Origin of the sequence: Chryseobacterium sp. G0162, from assembly GCF_003815715.1 — a bacterium.
Taxonomy (GTDB): domain Bacteria; phylum Bacteroidota; class Bacteroidia; order Flavobacteriales; family Weeksellaceae; genus Chryseobacterium.
The window spans coordinates 3,981,682-3,995,724 of the sequence record NZ_CP033922.1; the positions used below are offsets into that span (position 1 = coordinate 3,981,682).

15 protein-coding genes are annotated in these 14,043 nt (G+C 37.0%); 12 read left to right on the forward strand and 3 right to left on the reverse strand.

Annotation, left to right across the window (positions count from 1 at the left end):
* Positions 1 to 279: 279 nt before the first annotated feature.
* Positions 280 to 1,908 (forward strand): tetratricopeptide repeat protein, encoded by a 1,629-nt coding sequence (locus EG344_RS17970; protein ID WP_123910746.1) that lies wholly within the window; start codon positions 280 to 282, stop codon positions 1,906 to 1,908.
* A gap of 386 nt (positions 1,909 to 2,294) precedes the next feature.
* Here the strand turns inward: EG344_RS17970 and EG344_RS17975 are convergent, their stop codons facing one another.
* The 3 genes from EG344_RS17975 to pruA all read right to left on the reverse strand — a co-directional run bounded on the left by EG344_RS17975 (position 2,295) and on the right by pruA (position 5,030).
* Positions 2,295 to 2,495: a hypothetical protein gene (locus EG344_RS17975; RefSeq protein ID WP_123910747.1), complete on the reverse strand. Its 201-nt coding sequence runs from the start codon at positions 2,493 to 2,495 to the stop codon at positions 2,295 to 2,297.
* Between the two features lie 376 nt (positions 2,496 to 2,871).
* On the reverse strand, positions 2,872 to 3,081 hold the full coding sequence (locus EG344_RS17980) for a cytochrome C551 (protein WP_123910748.1): 210 nt from the start codon (positions 3,079 to 3,081) through the stop codon (positions 2,872 to 2,874).
* A 323-nt stretch (positions 3,082 to 3,404) separates the two neighbouring features.
* On the reverse strand, positions 3,405 to 5,030 hold the full coding sequence (gene pruA, locus EG344_RS17985; protein WP_123910749.1) for an L-glutamate gamma-semialdehyde dehydrogenase: 1,626 nt from the start codon (positions 5,028 to 5,030) through the stop codon (positions 3,405 to 3,407).
* 410 nt (positions 5,031 to 5,440) lie between these two features.
* Between pruA and EG344_RS17990 the strand changes: the two genes are divergently transcribed.
* From EG344_RS17990 to EG344_RS18040, 11 genes are all read left to right on the forward strand, one after another.
* A complete protein-coding gene (locus tag EG344_RS17990; RefSeq protein ID WP_123910750.1) occupies positions 5,441 to 5,806 on the forward strand; it encodes a hypothetical protein in 366 nt (121 codons plus the stop codon).
* 156 nt (positions 5,807 to 5,962) lie between these two features.
* Positions 5,963 to 6,265 carry an urease subunit gamma gene (gene ureA, locus EG344_RS17995; RefSeq protein ID WP_089690243.1) on the forward strand — a complete coding sequence of 101 codons (303 nt, stop codon included), beginning with the start codon at positions 5,963 to 5,965 and terminating at the stop codon, positions 6,263 to 6,265.
* Positions 6,266 to 6,277: 12 nt separating this feature from the next.
* Positions 6,278 to 6,646 carry an urease subunit beta gene (gene ureB, locus EG344_RS18000; RefSeq protein WP_123910751.1) on the forward strand — a complete coding sequence of 123 codons (369 nt, stop codon included), beginning with the start codon at positions 6,278 to 6,280 and terminating at the stop codon, positions 6,644 to 6,646.
* A gap of 1 nt (position 6,647) precedes the next feature.
* Positions 6,648 to 8,369: an urease subunit alpha gene (gene ureC / locus EG344_RS18005; RefSeq protein WP_123910752.1), complete on the forward strand. Its 1,722-nt coding sequence runs from the start codon at positions 6,648 to 6,650 to the stop codon at positions 8,367 to 8,369.
* Positions 8,370 to 8,573: 204 nt separating this feature from the next.
* Positions 8,574 to 9,224 (forward strand): hypothetical protein, encoded by a 651-nt coding sequence (locus EG344_RS18010; protein WP_123910753.1) that lies wholly within the window; start codon positions 8,574 to 8,576, stop codon positions 9,222 to 9,224.
* Positions 9,214 to 9,723, forward strand: coding sequence for an urease accessory protein UreE (gene ureE / locus EG344_RS18015; protein WP_123910754.1), 510 nt, complete (start codon positions 9,214 to 9,216; stop codon positions 9,721 to 9,723). The genes EG344_RS18010 and ureE overlap by 11 nt, the downstream gene beginning before the upstream one ends.
* 1 nt (position 9,724) lies before the next feature.
* The gene (locus EG344_RS18020; protein WP_123910755.1) at positions 9,725 to 10,414 is read left to right on the forward strand and encodes an urease accessory protein UreF; all 690 of its coding nucleotides are present in this window, start codon (positions 9,725 to 9,727) and stop codon (positions 10,412 to 10,414) included.
* A gap of 113 nt (positions 10,415 to 10,527) precedes the next feature.
* On the forward strand, positions 10,528 to 11,166 hold the full coding sequence (gene ureG, locus EG344_RS18025; protein WP_045499433.1) for an urease accessory protein UreG: 639 nt from the start codon (positions 10,528 to 10,530) through the stop codon (positions 11,164 to 11,166).
* Positions 11,167 to 11,955, forward strand: coding sequence for an urease accessory protein UreD (locus EG344_RS18030; protein ID WP_123910756.1), 789 nt, complete (start codon positions 11,167 to 11,169; stop codon positions 11,953 to 11,955).
* 189 nt (positions 11,956 to 12,144) lie between these two features.
* Positions 12,145 to 12,846, forward strand: a complete 702-nt coding sequence (locus EG344_RS18035) for a hypothetical protein (RefSeq protein ID WP_123910757.1) — start codon at positions 12,145 to 12,147, stop codon at positions 12,844 to 12,846.
* A gap of 193 nt (positions 12,847 to 13,039) precedes the next feature.
* Positions 13,040 to 13,927: an urea transporter gene (locus tag EG344_RS18040; protein WP_123910758.1), complete on the forward strand. Its 888-nt coding sequence runs from the start codon at positions 13,040 to 13,042 to the stop codon at positions 13,925 to 13,927.
* Positions 13,928 to 14,043: the final 116 nt, after the last annotated feature.

The window sequence follows — 14,043 nt, forward strand, 5'->3', positions numbered from 1 at the left end:
TCCTGCAAATGTAATAAATATGATGACATTTAAGTTATTCACATTGAAAATAATTATTGAAGAACTTTATTTTTAATACAGGGATAGCCCTATATGAAAGAAAAACATCTATTGTTTCAAGCTTATTATTAAAATTAATGTAAATGATTATTTTAGTTAAATGATTAAATTTCAGTAGAATATTTTAATAAAAAGCAAAATATTACTAATTTTGTAAAAAACAAAAAGACACCCGTGAGAAAATGATGAATTATTATAAGAATAATAATTTGTTTTTTTATGTCTAATAATCTATTGAAACTTTTGTTCTTGCTGGCTACAGCAATCTCTATATCTGCCCAGAAAAAAAACGACTTCGATCAGGTGTGCGAAAGGACTTCCTCTATCACAGCCTATAAAGATTTACCCAAGGCCATCAAAACAGCCGATTCCCTTTATATGGTGGCTCATCAACCATTAGAGAAAGTGAAAAGTCTCATGCTGTCCTCAGAGCTTTACCATCATGGTGGAGATCTTAAAAAAGCAATATGCTACAGTGAAAATGCCCATTCTTTAATTGAACAGTCTCATGATACGGAATGGATGGCCCGCGTATGCCGATTGTTAGCGAGACAGTATAGACAGGTAGGGTTATACGAAAGATCTAAAAAATACATTATTAAAGGACTGGGAGCCTCCAGACAAATTTCCGGTTTTCAAAATAGTAATGAAGCTGAGGGACATCTGAATCAGGAGATGGCTTTCTATGAAATGGAAGCAGGTAACTATGTAAATGCAATACAATACATTGAGTTTTCTCTGAAAAATTTTGAAAAAATAGACGGTGAGGGTGAAGACAGAACTCAGGCCGCTTCTTATCAGTTGCTGGGAGATATCTATTTTAAGCTTAATGACTATGCGGTTTCCGAAGATTATTACAGGAAAGCTGAAGATTTGCTTAAAGCTGGAAGCTGCACCCTTGGACTGGTTTATAACGGTCTAGGGGGAATTCGTGTAAAGCAAAAGAACTGGAAAGATGCAGAGCTATACCTGAAAAAGGCTGAAAAAATTGCGGATACCTCCCGAAGTCTAAAGCTTAAAAAAGCGGTTTACTCCAATATCAATGATTATTATGAAGGAATAGGAGATAATTTTAAAGCATCTCTATATGCTGTTAAATATGTGAGAGCCTATGACAGTATTGCAGCCCGGAATCAAGGATTTACTGTAAAAACTAAAGATTCAGCGGTTCCTAAAATGAACAAAGGAAATGGATCGATGAATGTAGCTAAAAATGTAGCTATTATTATATTGTTGGTTTCTTTGGTAGGGTTAATTATCTTTTTTAGAACAAGACAGAAAAGACAGGTTACAAAGCTGAGAAATATTATTAGGACTCAAATGAGTGTGGGCAACGGTTACAAATCATCTTTATTAAGGCAGCCCATAAATTCTGAATTTTCTAATATATCCGTAGAAGAAATAGACGAGAAAGATTCTGAATCCGCTCGAAAGAGAAATGACTCTTTGATGACTTCTGAAACTGAGACTAAGCTGCTTGAACTTCTTGATGAGTTTGAGAAAGGTGATCTCTATAACAATAAAGGAATGTCACTTTCATTTTTAGCAGGGGAACTCAATACCAATACGAAATATCTTTCTTATGTAATTAATCAGCACAAGACTGCAGATTTTAAGACTTATATTAACAGGTTAAGAATCAACTATATTGTAGATAAACTTATCAATGATGAGAAGTACAGACAATACAAAATCAGTATTCTTGCTGACGAGTGTGGCTTTTCTTCACACAGTAAATTTGCTGCTGTATTTAAAGCCGTTACAGATTTCTCACCTTCAGCTTATATTAAACATCTTGATGCTGAAAACCAGTTAGATAAAGATGTTCATTTTCGTGAAAACGATTAAAAATAAATAGCTTTTAATATTCTGTCTTGCTATTTTCATGAAAATGGATAACCTATTGTTTTTTGTAAGACTGCTGCAATCCTATCTTTGCAACAGTGTTAAGGGAATGACTACAATATTACATCTTATCTATTTTATTTTAGAAGGAATTGTTTTTTTCTTGAAATAAAATAATACTCTTCCACAAAAAACAAACCATGAAACTTTAGATACGGAACACGTGTATATTTCGTTTTTCATGAAATAACCACGGTTCCTATTTTCATTTACAAAAAATATTCTGATTAGAATATGATTATACAGTATAATCGGGGTTGATTGCCCGGTTTTTTTTCAGTCAAGTTTTTTTAAGTGCAAGTCCACAGATATTCTGTGGATTTGCGATTTTATTTCACCTTTGAACTGTCGGTTTTGGCTTTTGAAGTATCCGGTACCGGTTCAGAATTAGCTACTGCGGAATCACCCATTTTGTTTCTTAAGGAATCTTTGTCATGAGCTGCCTTAAATTCCTCTCTTTTTTCTTTGTTTTGAGCACAACCTCCAAGGAAAAGAAGTCCAAGTATTGCTCCTGCCCATATTTTTTTCATAATGATACTTTTTTATGTTTGGTGTTATATCAAATATAATGATTTTATTAAAAAGATAAAAGATAAAAGATAAAAGATAAAAGATAAAAGATAAAAGATAAAAGATAAAAGATAAAAGATAAAAGATAAAAGATCTTATCGTTAAAGAACTATTGCGTTTATGTATATTCATTCAGATATCAACATCAATAGGGGTGGCTTTAGCCCAGCCACTCAATAAATAAAAAATCAAATTCCATTGGCTTTAGCCAAAACCTAAGAATCCAATTTAAATTTCATTCTTTTAATTCCTATGATTTACCATTCTTTTCAACAAAAAAAATCTGCAGCGCTTTCAACTGCAGATTTTCCATTTTTAAATTAAACGTATATAATGCTATTTGGCAGGAGGTGTTGTCATCGAATCCTTTTTCATCTTCATGCTGTCCGGATTCGTCATTTTTGTAGTCATAGTGTCTGTTGTCATGGGTGATGCGGCCCGTGTATTAGCTGAATCACTGTTGCTTGTAGACATGGATGACTCCTTGGTTCCACAGCTCACTGCAAATAATCCTATGCCGATAGCTGTTAACAATAACTTTTTCATACAATTTTATTTTGGGGTGTAATCATGAAAAAACAACTATTATTCCTAACAAGGTGGAAGGAATCGTAAAATATAGGTAAAGTTTGTTAAAAGATGTTAGGTAGTAAAGGAGTAGGAGGGTTTGAGAGTATTAGAATATTAGAGTAGGATTGAATAAAGGGGTTGATGACAAGCAGAATCAGAACCTTGAAATTTAAACATTCTTACCCTCAAACGCTAATACTCTCAAACTTTATCATATCCCATAAAAAAGCCCCGAAACCGAAATTCCGAGGCTATATTGAAAGAACAGACAACAATTACTCATTGCCCATTACTCATTATTACCCTAGGTAAGGATATTTATAATCTTTTGGAGAAACAAAAGTTTCTTTTACACTTCTTACAGACGTCCATCTAAGAAGGTTCATTTTAGAACCCGCTTTGTCATTTGTTCCTGAGGCTCTACCACCACCGAAAGGCTGTTGACCTACTACAGCACCAGTTGGCTTATCGTTGATGTAGAAGTTACCAGATGCATTTTCTAAAGCTTTATAAGCCTCAGCAATTGCGTAACGGTCTTGAGAGAATACAGAACCTGTTAACGAATAAGGAGAAGAAGAATCAACTAATTTAAGAGTTTCTTTCCAGTCCTGGTCTTCATACACAAATACAGAAAGGATTGGCCCGAAGATCTCTTCAACCATACTTTCGTATTGAGGGTTTGTAGTTTCAATTACCGTTGGGTGTACAAACCATCCTTTAGAATCATCGCATGTTCCACCGATAGCTACAGTAGCTTCAGAAGATTCGTTTGCTCTGGTGATATATCCTTTACATTTTTCAAAAGAGTTTTTGTCAATTACAGCATTTACAAAATTAGAGGTATCTTCAGGAGAACCAATTTTGATAGTAGCCATCTGAGCTTCCATTACTTTTTTCACATCAGCCCAAAGTGACTTAGGTACATAAGCTCTTGAAGCTGCAGAACATTTCTGCCCCTGGTATTCGAAAGCACCTCTTACTAAAGCGGTAGCTACAGCTTCTACGTTTGCAGAAGGATGAGCAATAACAAAGTCTTTACCTCCAGTTTCTCCAACGATTCTTGGATATGTTCTGTAGTTGTGGATATTATCACCGATCATTTTCCACATTCCCTGGAATACTTTTGTAGAACCTGTGAAGTGTAGACCTGCAAAATCTCTGTGAGCCAATACTTTCTCAGCAGTTTCTTTACCATCTGTAAAGATCATGTTGATTACTCCAGCAGGAAGACCCGCTTCAATTAATACATCCATGATTACTTTAGCAGAATAAACCTGCTTATCAGAAGGTTTCCAAACCACAACGTTTCCTAACATCGCCATACAAGTAGGAAGGTTTCCGGAAATCGCTGTAAAGTTAAATGGAGTTACTGCAAAACAGAATCCTTCTAATGGTCTGTATTCTACACGGTTCCAGATTCCATTGTCAGAAACCGGCTGCTCAGAATACATTTCTGTCATGAATTCAACATTGAATCTTAAGAAATCGATGAACTCACAAGCAGAATCAATTTCAGCCTGGTGTACGTTTTTAGATTGTCCGATCATTGTAGCAGCATTGATTACATCTCTGTAAGGACCTGCCAATAGATCAGCAGCCTTTAAGAAAATTGCTGCACGTTGTTCCCAACCTAGTTCGTTCCATTCTTTTTTAGCTGCCAATGCCGCGTTGATAGCGTCATCCACATGCTGCATACCACCTTGGTAATAAAATCCGAAGTCGTGAGCATGATCCTGAGGAGACTGAAGTTGTACTTTATTATCAGTTTTTACTTCCTTTCCGTTGATAATCATTGGGATTTCAACCTTCTCAGCCCACATTTTCTTATAAGTGTTGATAAGGCTTTTTACTTCCGGAGATCCCGGTTCATAAGAATTTACCGGCTCATTTACCGCTAATGGTACTTGCGAAATTGCTTTTGACATATTACGTTTTATTATTTTATTAAATTAAATAAGTATGTTGTATACAAATTTACGACAATTATAAGGAAAGAAAAAAATCACACCTCTTTTTGTAAAATAAACTTTATTAAAGGATAATCATTGGCATATAATGTTTTTTGAGTATTATATGTTGGAGATATTTTATGTATTTATTCAATCCTTTATATAGAAGAAAAAGATATATAGATTTGTTATAATTATTGGAATTGGGACAATAAAATATTTGTCATAGTTGATAAGCTATCTTTAAGTGTTGTAAATAAAGGATTTATAAAGAAATGTTAAATTTATATAAAATTGTATTTGTTGCGATTTTGAACATTTTAAATAATTTTTTTGATAGCCGGAGTTTTAAGATTTCTCTACTTTTACATCATTATTAATCAGGTATGAAAAAAAGAGTCATATTTTTCTCTTTTGTATTATTTTTCTCAGCTTTATGTGTAGGTATCTTTACCCATACAGGGAAAACTAAATCATACAGTGATGTCTTATCAAAAATCAACCTTCTTCAGCAAAAATCGGATCAGCAGACCCAGCCTGAAATTTATAGTTTTTCAGATGCGCAGGATGTACAGGATTCCAATGATTGGGAGAAAGTAAAGTTTGATTATTCAATACTTGCTCAGCAGTGGCTTCACTATTTCTTTGCAAAGTATACTTTTGAGACTCCCGTTGCGGCCGTTCAAAACCGCGTTTATATTACAGCACCAAGATACATTCTGTATCATTCCCTGCAAATAGCAGGCTGCTAATCTTATCTTAAACTTTAATGATCTGCTGTGGTTTGTATCCTGTTATAGGTACTGATCCATAAGCATCATTCCCATTTTCAAATTTTTGAACCTATCTATTTGCCTTTTCAGAAAGGCGAACAGGATACTGTTTGTCCAATTTTAAATAAAAATATTATGCACTTAACACCGAGAGAAACGGAGAAGCTTATGCTATTTCTGGCAGGAGAGCTGGCTCTAAAAAGAAAGGCTAGAGGCCTTAAATTAAATTATCCAGAATCAATAGCGCTGATCAGCCACTTTTTGCTTGAAGGAGCAAGAGACGGAAAAAAAGTAGCTGAACTGATGCAGGAAGGCGCTAATCTTTTAACTAAAGATGATGTAATGCCTGGCGTGGCAGATATGATCCACGATGTTCAGATTGAAGCTACATTCCCTGATGGAACAAAGCTGGTAACCGTACACAACCCAATCCGTTAATTCCTATTGATTATGATACCAGGAGAAATTTTTGTAAAAGAAGGTACAATTATCTGCAATGAAGGCAGAGAAACTGTCAAAATAAAAGTAACCAATACAGGAGATCGTCCTATTCAGGTTGGTTCACACTTTCACTTTTTTGAAGTAAACAAGGCAATGAGCTTTGATCGTGAAAAAGCTTTCGGAAAGAGACTGAATATTGTAGCCAGTACTGCAGTACGTTTTGAACCGGGAGAAGAAAAAGAAGTGGAATTGGTAGAAATAGGAGGAACCAAAAAAGCAATGGGCTTTAATAATCTTGTTGATGGACAGGTAGATTCTGAAGATCAGAAAAAAGCAAGCCTTGCAAAAGCTGAAGAGTTAAACTTTAAAAATCACTAAGATGAGCTTAAACATAGACAGAAAACAATACGCCAATATATTAGGCCCTACCGCTGGAGATAAAATCAGACTGGGAGACACTGAAATCATTATTGAAATCGAAAAAGATTTCACCCATTACGGAGACGAAGCCGTTTTCGGAGGGGGAAAAACCGTACGTGACGGGATGGGACAGAATGTTACTGCTAAAAGAGACGAAGGCGTTCTTGATCTTTGTATCACCGGAGCAGTAATCATCGACCACTGGGGAATTGTAAAAGGAGATATTGGTATTAAAGATGGTAAGATCGTAGGGATCGGTAAAGCAGGTAACCCTGATACCATGGATGGAGTATCTCCTAATATGATCATCGGTGCTTCTACGGAAGTTCACGGTGGAAAAGGATATATTGTAACTGCCGGAGGTATTGATACACACATTCACTACATCTGCCCACAACAAATTGAAACGTCTCTATACAGTGGTATTACTACCATGATCGGAGGAGGAACAGGTCCTAATGACGGAACGAACGCGACAACAGTAACCCCAGGGAAATTCAATATGCAGAAAATGCTTGAAGCAGCAGAAGAATACCCAATGAACCTAGGCTTCTTCGGAAAAGGAAACTGTTCTGCAGAAGAGCCTATCGAAGAGCAGGTAGAAGCAGGAGCATTAGGAGTAAAAATCCACGAAGACTGGGGAGCAACACCTGCAACGATTGATGCAGCATTAAAAGTAGCCGACAAATATGACGTTCAGGTTGCGATCCACACCGATACTTTAAATGAAGGAGGATTCCTTGAAGATACCATGAGAGCGATCAACGGAAGAGTAATCCACACCTTCCACACGGAAGGAGCAGGGGGAGGTCACGCGCCGGACATCATCAAAGCTGCGATGTATCCAAACGTATTACCAGCGTCTACTAACCCTACACGTCCTTATACCGTAAATACAATCGACGAGCACTTAGATATGCTGATGGTTTGCCATCACCTGAGCAAAAACATCCCTGAAGATGTGGCATTCGCAGATTCACGTATCCGTCCTGAAACCATTGCAGCTGAAGATATTCTTCATGATATGGGAGTTTTCAGTATCATGAGTTCTGACTCTCAGGCAATGGGTAGACCAGGTGAGGTGATTACAAGAACCTGGCAGACTGCAAGCAAAATGAAGGAGCAGAGAGGTGATTTGGCTGAAGATAAAGATAGCGGAAACGATAACTATCGTGCAAAAAGATATGTTGCTAAATATACAATCAACCCAGCGATTGCACACGGTATTTCAGAATATGTAGGATCTATTGAAGAAGGAAAATTGGCAGATTTAGTAATCTGGAAACCGGCATTGTTCGGAGTGAAACCTGAAATGATTGTAAAAGGAGGGTTTGTAATCGCCGCTAAAATGGGAGATCCGAATGCTTCTATTCCAACACCGCAGCCAGTGATCTACAGAAATATGTTTGGTGCTCACGGAAAGGCAAAATATGGTATTTGTGCCAATTTTGTTTCTCAGGTTTCTATTGATAACGGAACGATTGCTTCTTACAAATTAGAGAAAATGATTCTTCCGGTGAAAAACTGTAGAAATATTGGTAAAAAAGATCTTATTCATAACGATAAGACTCCTTTAATTGAAGTAAATCCTGAAAACTATAAAGTAACGGTAGATGGTGAATACATCACTTGTGAACCGGCAGAGACACTTCCTTTAACACAGTTATATTACTTGTTCTAAGATAAGCTTTAAAGAAGTGTCTGAAAACTAAAATTATTTGGTTTTGTCATTCTGAACGAAATGTAATGGAGTGAAGAATCTCCATGGGATTATCAAAGAGATTCTTCCTTCGTCAGAATGACATTTCCAGACACTCTCTTTACTCAAAGTCGATCTATTAGAATTTTAAAACAATTATAGAACAATTATAGAACTACGTTTAGAATGAAATATTTAAATAAAACAGTTTTTTCTCTTGCTATAGCCGGGATGTCTTTACTTTCTGGTAATGTAAGCGCTCAGTTTTTAGGAGGACACAGGCTGAAGAGTGATGAAGATGGACCCAAAGGACAATTTATGATGTATGGTTCATTGGATTATTCAAAAGTTACTACTCCTACCAGCAGCAGCAGTACCGTTTCCAGTGCACCATTAGGTGTGGGATATTTTATCAATAACAATGACCTCGTTGGGGTTAATTATGCATACTCACAAAATTCTGTAAATCATAATGTTGTGTATAAACAAAATGAAGCCGGAGTTTGGTACAGTCCGTCTTTAATGCTTGGAAAATACTTCGTATTGATCGGGCAGATAGATGCTCACTACGTTTGGGGGCAGCAACAGTCAACAACAGCGGATGCGATGCAGAACTTTAATGGGTTCCGTCTTCGTGCTTATCCTCTGATCGGAATCTTATTAGGTGGAGGCTGGGCCCTGAAATTCAAATTTGCAGAACTTTCAATGCTTCAGACTAAAACTAAAGAAGAAGGCTGGACGAAGAGTTACGTAGCAGGACTTAGTGGTTCAACATTCGGGGTTGGTATTTCTAAAAACTTTGACTTCAGAAAAAAATCGGCTAAAGATGATAATTAATCAAACCATAGGCAATCTCACCGAAAATCCTACGGAAAAGAATATCGATTATCTGGATCTGGAGTGGTTTGAAACCACGAAAAGAATCCAACGCAAAAGAACCAGAAATGGAGTAGATGTTGCCATCAAGTTTCTAAAAGAAGGTCAGCGTTTGCGTGAAGGAGATATTCTTTTTGAGGATGCAGAAAAAGTAATTGCGATCAATGTGCTGGAAACAGATGCGATCGTAATGGTTCCCGGCTCTTTATTGGAAATGGGAACTGTATGTTATGAAATCGGAAACAAGCATATTCCGCTTTTTATTCAGGAAGATAAAGTATTGCTTCCGTTTGAAATGCCTATGTTCAGATGGCTGGAAGCAAGCGGTTTTAAACCGGAAAAACAATCCGTAAAACTTCTTAATCTTCTAAAATCGAATGTAGAACCTCACGGACATGGAAGTCTTGGTTCTACAATTTTTACCAAAATCTTAAAAATGGCTGCTCCAAAAGATGAATAATATGAACATCAACTTTTTATCAGGACTGCTTCATCTTGCAGATCCCACTCTTCCTATCGGGGGCTATACTCATTCTAATGGACTTGAGACTTACGTTCAGGAAAGGATTGTCCATAATGTAGAGACAGCGAAAGAGTTTGTTCAGAATATGCTTCAGTACAACCTTAAATTTAATGATGGTGCTTTTGTAAAACTGGCTTATAAAGCAGCTGAAAAAGGAGATTTGCAGGCACTTTTGGATCTTGACAATGAGTGTAATGCTATAAAATGTCCAAGAGAAATCCGTCAGGCCAGTCAGAAATTAGGATTAAGACTGATAAAAATCTTCAAAAGAAGAGACAACTTTCCATTAATGGATGAATTCGAAAAAGCCGTTCGTAACAAAGAAGCCAATTCTCATTACTGTATCGTCTTTGGAGTCTATGCTTATTTAATGAAAATTCCTTTATATGAAGCATTGTTAGGATTCTATTATACTTCTGTTGCCGGGATGATTACCAATGCTGTAAAGCTGGTACCCCTGGGACAGCTTGATGGACAAGATATCTTATTCTCCTTATATCCTGTTATGGAAAAAACAGTTTGGGAAACCATGGAGCTGGATAGAGATATGGTGGGACTTTGTAATACTGCTTTTGATATCAGGTGTATGCAGCACGAAAGGCTTTATTCAAGACTTTATATGTCGTAGGAAATAAGTTAAATGAATGAAGATGCCTTTACGAAAGAAAAATCTTCACAATCAATAAAAAAATCTTAGCGCACATAGCGTTAAAAAAACAAATAAAGTAAAATTTAGAAAAAATGGAAAACAGAAAATATATAAAAGTAGGAGTGGCAGGACCTGTAGGTTCAGGAAAAACTGCATTATTGGAACGTTTAAGCAGAAAATTATTCGGGAAATATGATCTTGGCGTTATTACCAATGATATTTATACTAAAGAAGATGCTGAGTTTATGGCCAAAAACAGCCTTCTTCCTCACGACAGAATTATCGGGGTAGAAACCGGAGGTTGTCCTCACACGGCGATCCGTGAAGATGCAAGTATGAACCTTGAAGCAGTAGATGAACTGGCAGCACGTTTCCCTGAAATTGAACTGGTTCTTATCGAGAGTGGAGGTGATAACCTTTCCGCGACTTTCAGCCCTGACCTTGCAGATGTTACAATTTTTATTATTGATGTTGCAGAAGGAGAAAAGATCCCTAGAAAAGGAGGGCCTGGTATTACAAGATCAGACTTATTAATCATCAACAAAATTGACCTTGCACCTTATGTAGGAGCCAGTCTAGAAGTGATGGAGAACGATGCCAGAAGAATGAGAAAAGGAAATCCTTTTGTTTTTACCAACCTTAAAACAGATGAAGGATTGGATAAAGTGATTGGCTGGATCAAAAAATACGCTCTTTTAGAAGAAATTGAAGAACCGAACTTAGTAAGATAAATGGATAGTCGTTTAAATATTATCGCAGGATTCAAGGGAGGAGAATCATATGTGAAAGATCTTTATGTCTCGCTTCCTTTCAGAGTTGTTTCTGTAGGGCAGAGAAAAAGTGACAAAAAGCTCTATCAGATGGTGATGAGCTCCTCTCCGGGGATTCTGGATGGTGACCATTACCATTTGGATGTAGCGCTTGAAAAAGGATCCTCCCTTCAATTGCAGTCGCAGTCATATCAGAGACTTTTCAACATGAAAGATAAGGCTGTTCAGGAACTGAATGTAACGATGGAGGACGAAACCTCTTTCGCGTATGTTCCGCATCCTATTGTTCCGCATGAAGATTCGAATTTTAAAAGTAAAGCGAATGTTCATATCGGAAACAACAGTCAGATCATCATCAGTGAAATTATCACCTGCGGAAGAAAGCATTATGGAGAAGTTTTCAAGCTGAGACGTTTCCAGAACCTTATGGAAATCTATCATAATAATAAATTGGTAGTGAAGGATAATGTGGTGATCCAACCTGACTTGATTCCGATCAGCAGTATAGGTAATCTGGAACAATATACCCATCAGGGAACATTGATCTTCTACAGCACAAAAGAAAATGTAGATAAAAATGGATTGATTGAAGAGATCGTTGAAGCGGCAGCTCAACATATTGAAGAGATGGAAGTAGGCGTTTCTGCGATGGAAGATAATGGTTTTGTAGTAAGAGCCTTAGGGCATGGTGGGGAAATGATGTACAACTTTTTCGTTTACGTGCAGGAGATCCTTTGGTCGCTGGAGTAAGAGTTGAGTTATTCAGGAGCCTTGTCAAGGTTTTAAACCTTGACAAGGCTGGCATCAGCGTAATCTCCAAAATCTGCGAGAGCACATATTCAACAGAAGCGGGCTTTAGCCCGCGCAAATAAAAAGAAACCTTCCATTGGCTTTAGCCAAAACTTAGTAAAGAATTTGAAATAACAGCATTAATAGAAAATGGATAGTACAGTTTGGGCGCTTCTTTTGAGTGCCGTTTCAATAAGTTTTATACACACAGCTTCAGGGCCAGATCATTATCTGCCTTTCATCGTGATTTCAAAATCAAAAAAATGGAGCGGAATGAAAACCGCAATATTAACAGTGGTCTGTGGGCTTGGACACGTTCTGAGTTCTCTGATCCTTGGTTTTATCGGAGTGTTTTTGGGTTGGCAGCTGAATAAAATCTCCTGGTTTCAGGACATCAGAGGAAATTTTTCAGGATGGGCATTACTGATCTTTGGAGGAGTTTATTTAATCTACGGTGTTATCCAGGCGATCAGAAATAAACCCCATAAACATTTCGATGTGATGGGGGATGATGTTTATGTGTATGAACACAATCACAGTGAAGTGGTAATGCCTCAGACAAGAATAAAAGTAACACCACTTGTTCTTTTCATGATTTTCGTAATGGGACCAAGTGAACCCCTGATTCCTTTGTTATTCTATTCAGGAGTTAAGCATTCTATGCCCGAAATTGCTGTTTTGGTAACTTCATTTACGGTTACTACGGTTTTAACGATGCTAGGAATGGTACTTTTAGGACGTTATGGCTATTCGACACTATTCAATACTGAAAAACTGGAAAGATACATGGGGGTGGTAAGCGGTGCTGTGGTGACGGTCTGCGGAGTTGGAATGGTCTTTCTTGGATGGTAAGTGAGGTTTGAGGATTTTAGAATAGGAGAGTTTAAAGTTCAGGGTTTAAAGTTTAAGGTTGTCATCCTTTCACTGATGATTTACCCTTCACTTGCGAAGCAAAATTGAATATTGATATTTAAGCCTGCCCCTGTCTCTCATCTATACATCTCTTGTCTGAATACCTGCAATCAATAATACAATTAAAAAAACTATGAACGAATTTTTCAAAAAAATACCCTTTTTAGACAATGTTTTAAAAGGAATCGGGCAAATTATGCTTCAGGAAAACAGATGGACCGGACTTCTGTTTTTGATAGGAATATTTATGGGAAGCTGGCAATGCGGTGTTGCAGTTTTGCTATCAACAGCAGCCGGAACTTTTACCGCCATGAAGCTTAAATATAACCCATCTGAAATTAATGCCGGATTGTATGGTTTCAGTGCAGCGCTTGTAGGAGTAGCATTGGCCTTTTTATTCGAAACAACAACCTTGATTTGGATACTTATAATATTGGGTGGTGCATTGGCAGCTGTTATTCAGCATTTTTTTATTCAGAAGAAAATTCCGGTGTTTACTTTTCCTTTTATTGTGATTACCTGGATATTGGTATTTGCTTTACATCATTTTACCCATATTCCACCATCTGCCATGTTGAGTGCTGAGGTGATCCCTTCAAAATACGATGATTTTCTTACCTGTACCAACGGTTTTGGGGAAGTGATCTTTCAGGGCGGTATACTTTCAGGAATGATTTTCTTTCTGGCGGTTTTTATCAGCTCACCCATTGCTGCCTTGTATGGATTAGCAGCTTCTATTTTAGGGGCCGGATTATCACAATTAAATGGAGAGCCTATTCAAGAAATCCACATGGGATTATTCGGATTTAATGCGGTCCTTTCAGCGATTGTATTTTCAGGCGTTAAAAAAACAGATGGTTTATGGGTACTGATCGCCGTTCTTTTAACAATTATCATTGATGATCTTCTCATCGATAATCACTGTCTGGATGCAGTAGGCGGAGTATTTACTTTCCCATTCGTAGCCGGAACATGGATCACGCTTTTAATTCAAAAGGCATTTCTTAAAGCAAAATTATAAACTTGTTTTTGAGTGTTTTAGAGTGAAGAAAGGAAATGTGTGAGGTTATTATTCTTTCACTGGAGATTTTCAATTCACTATTCATTTGTATAGCAAAATTGACCATTGAAATCTAA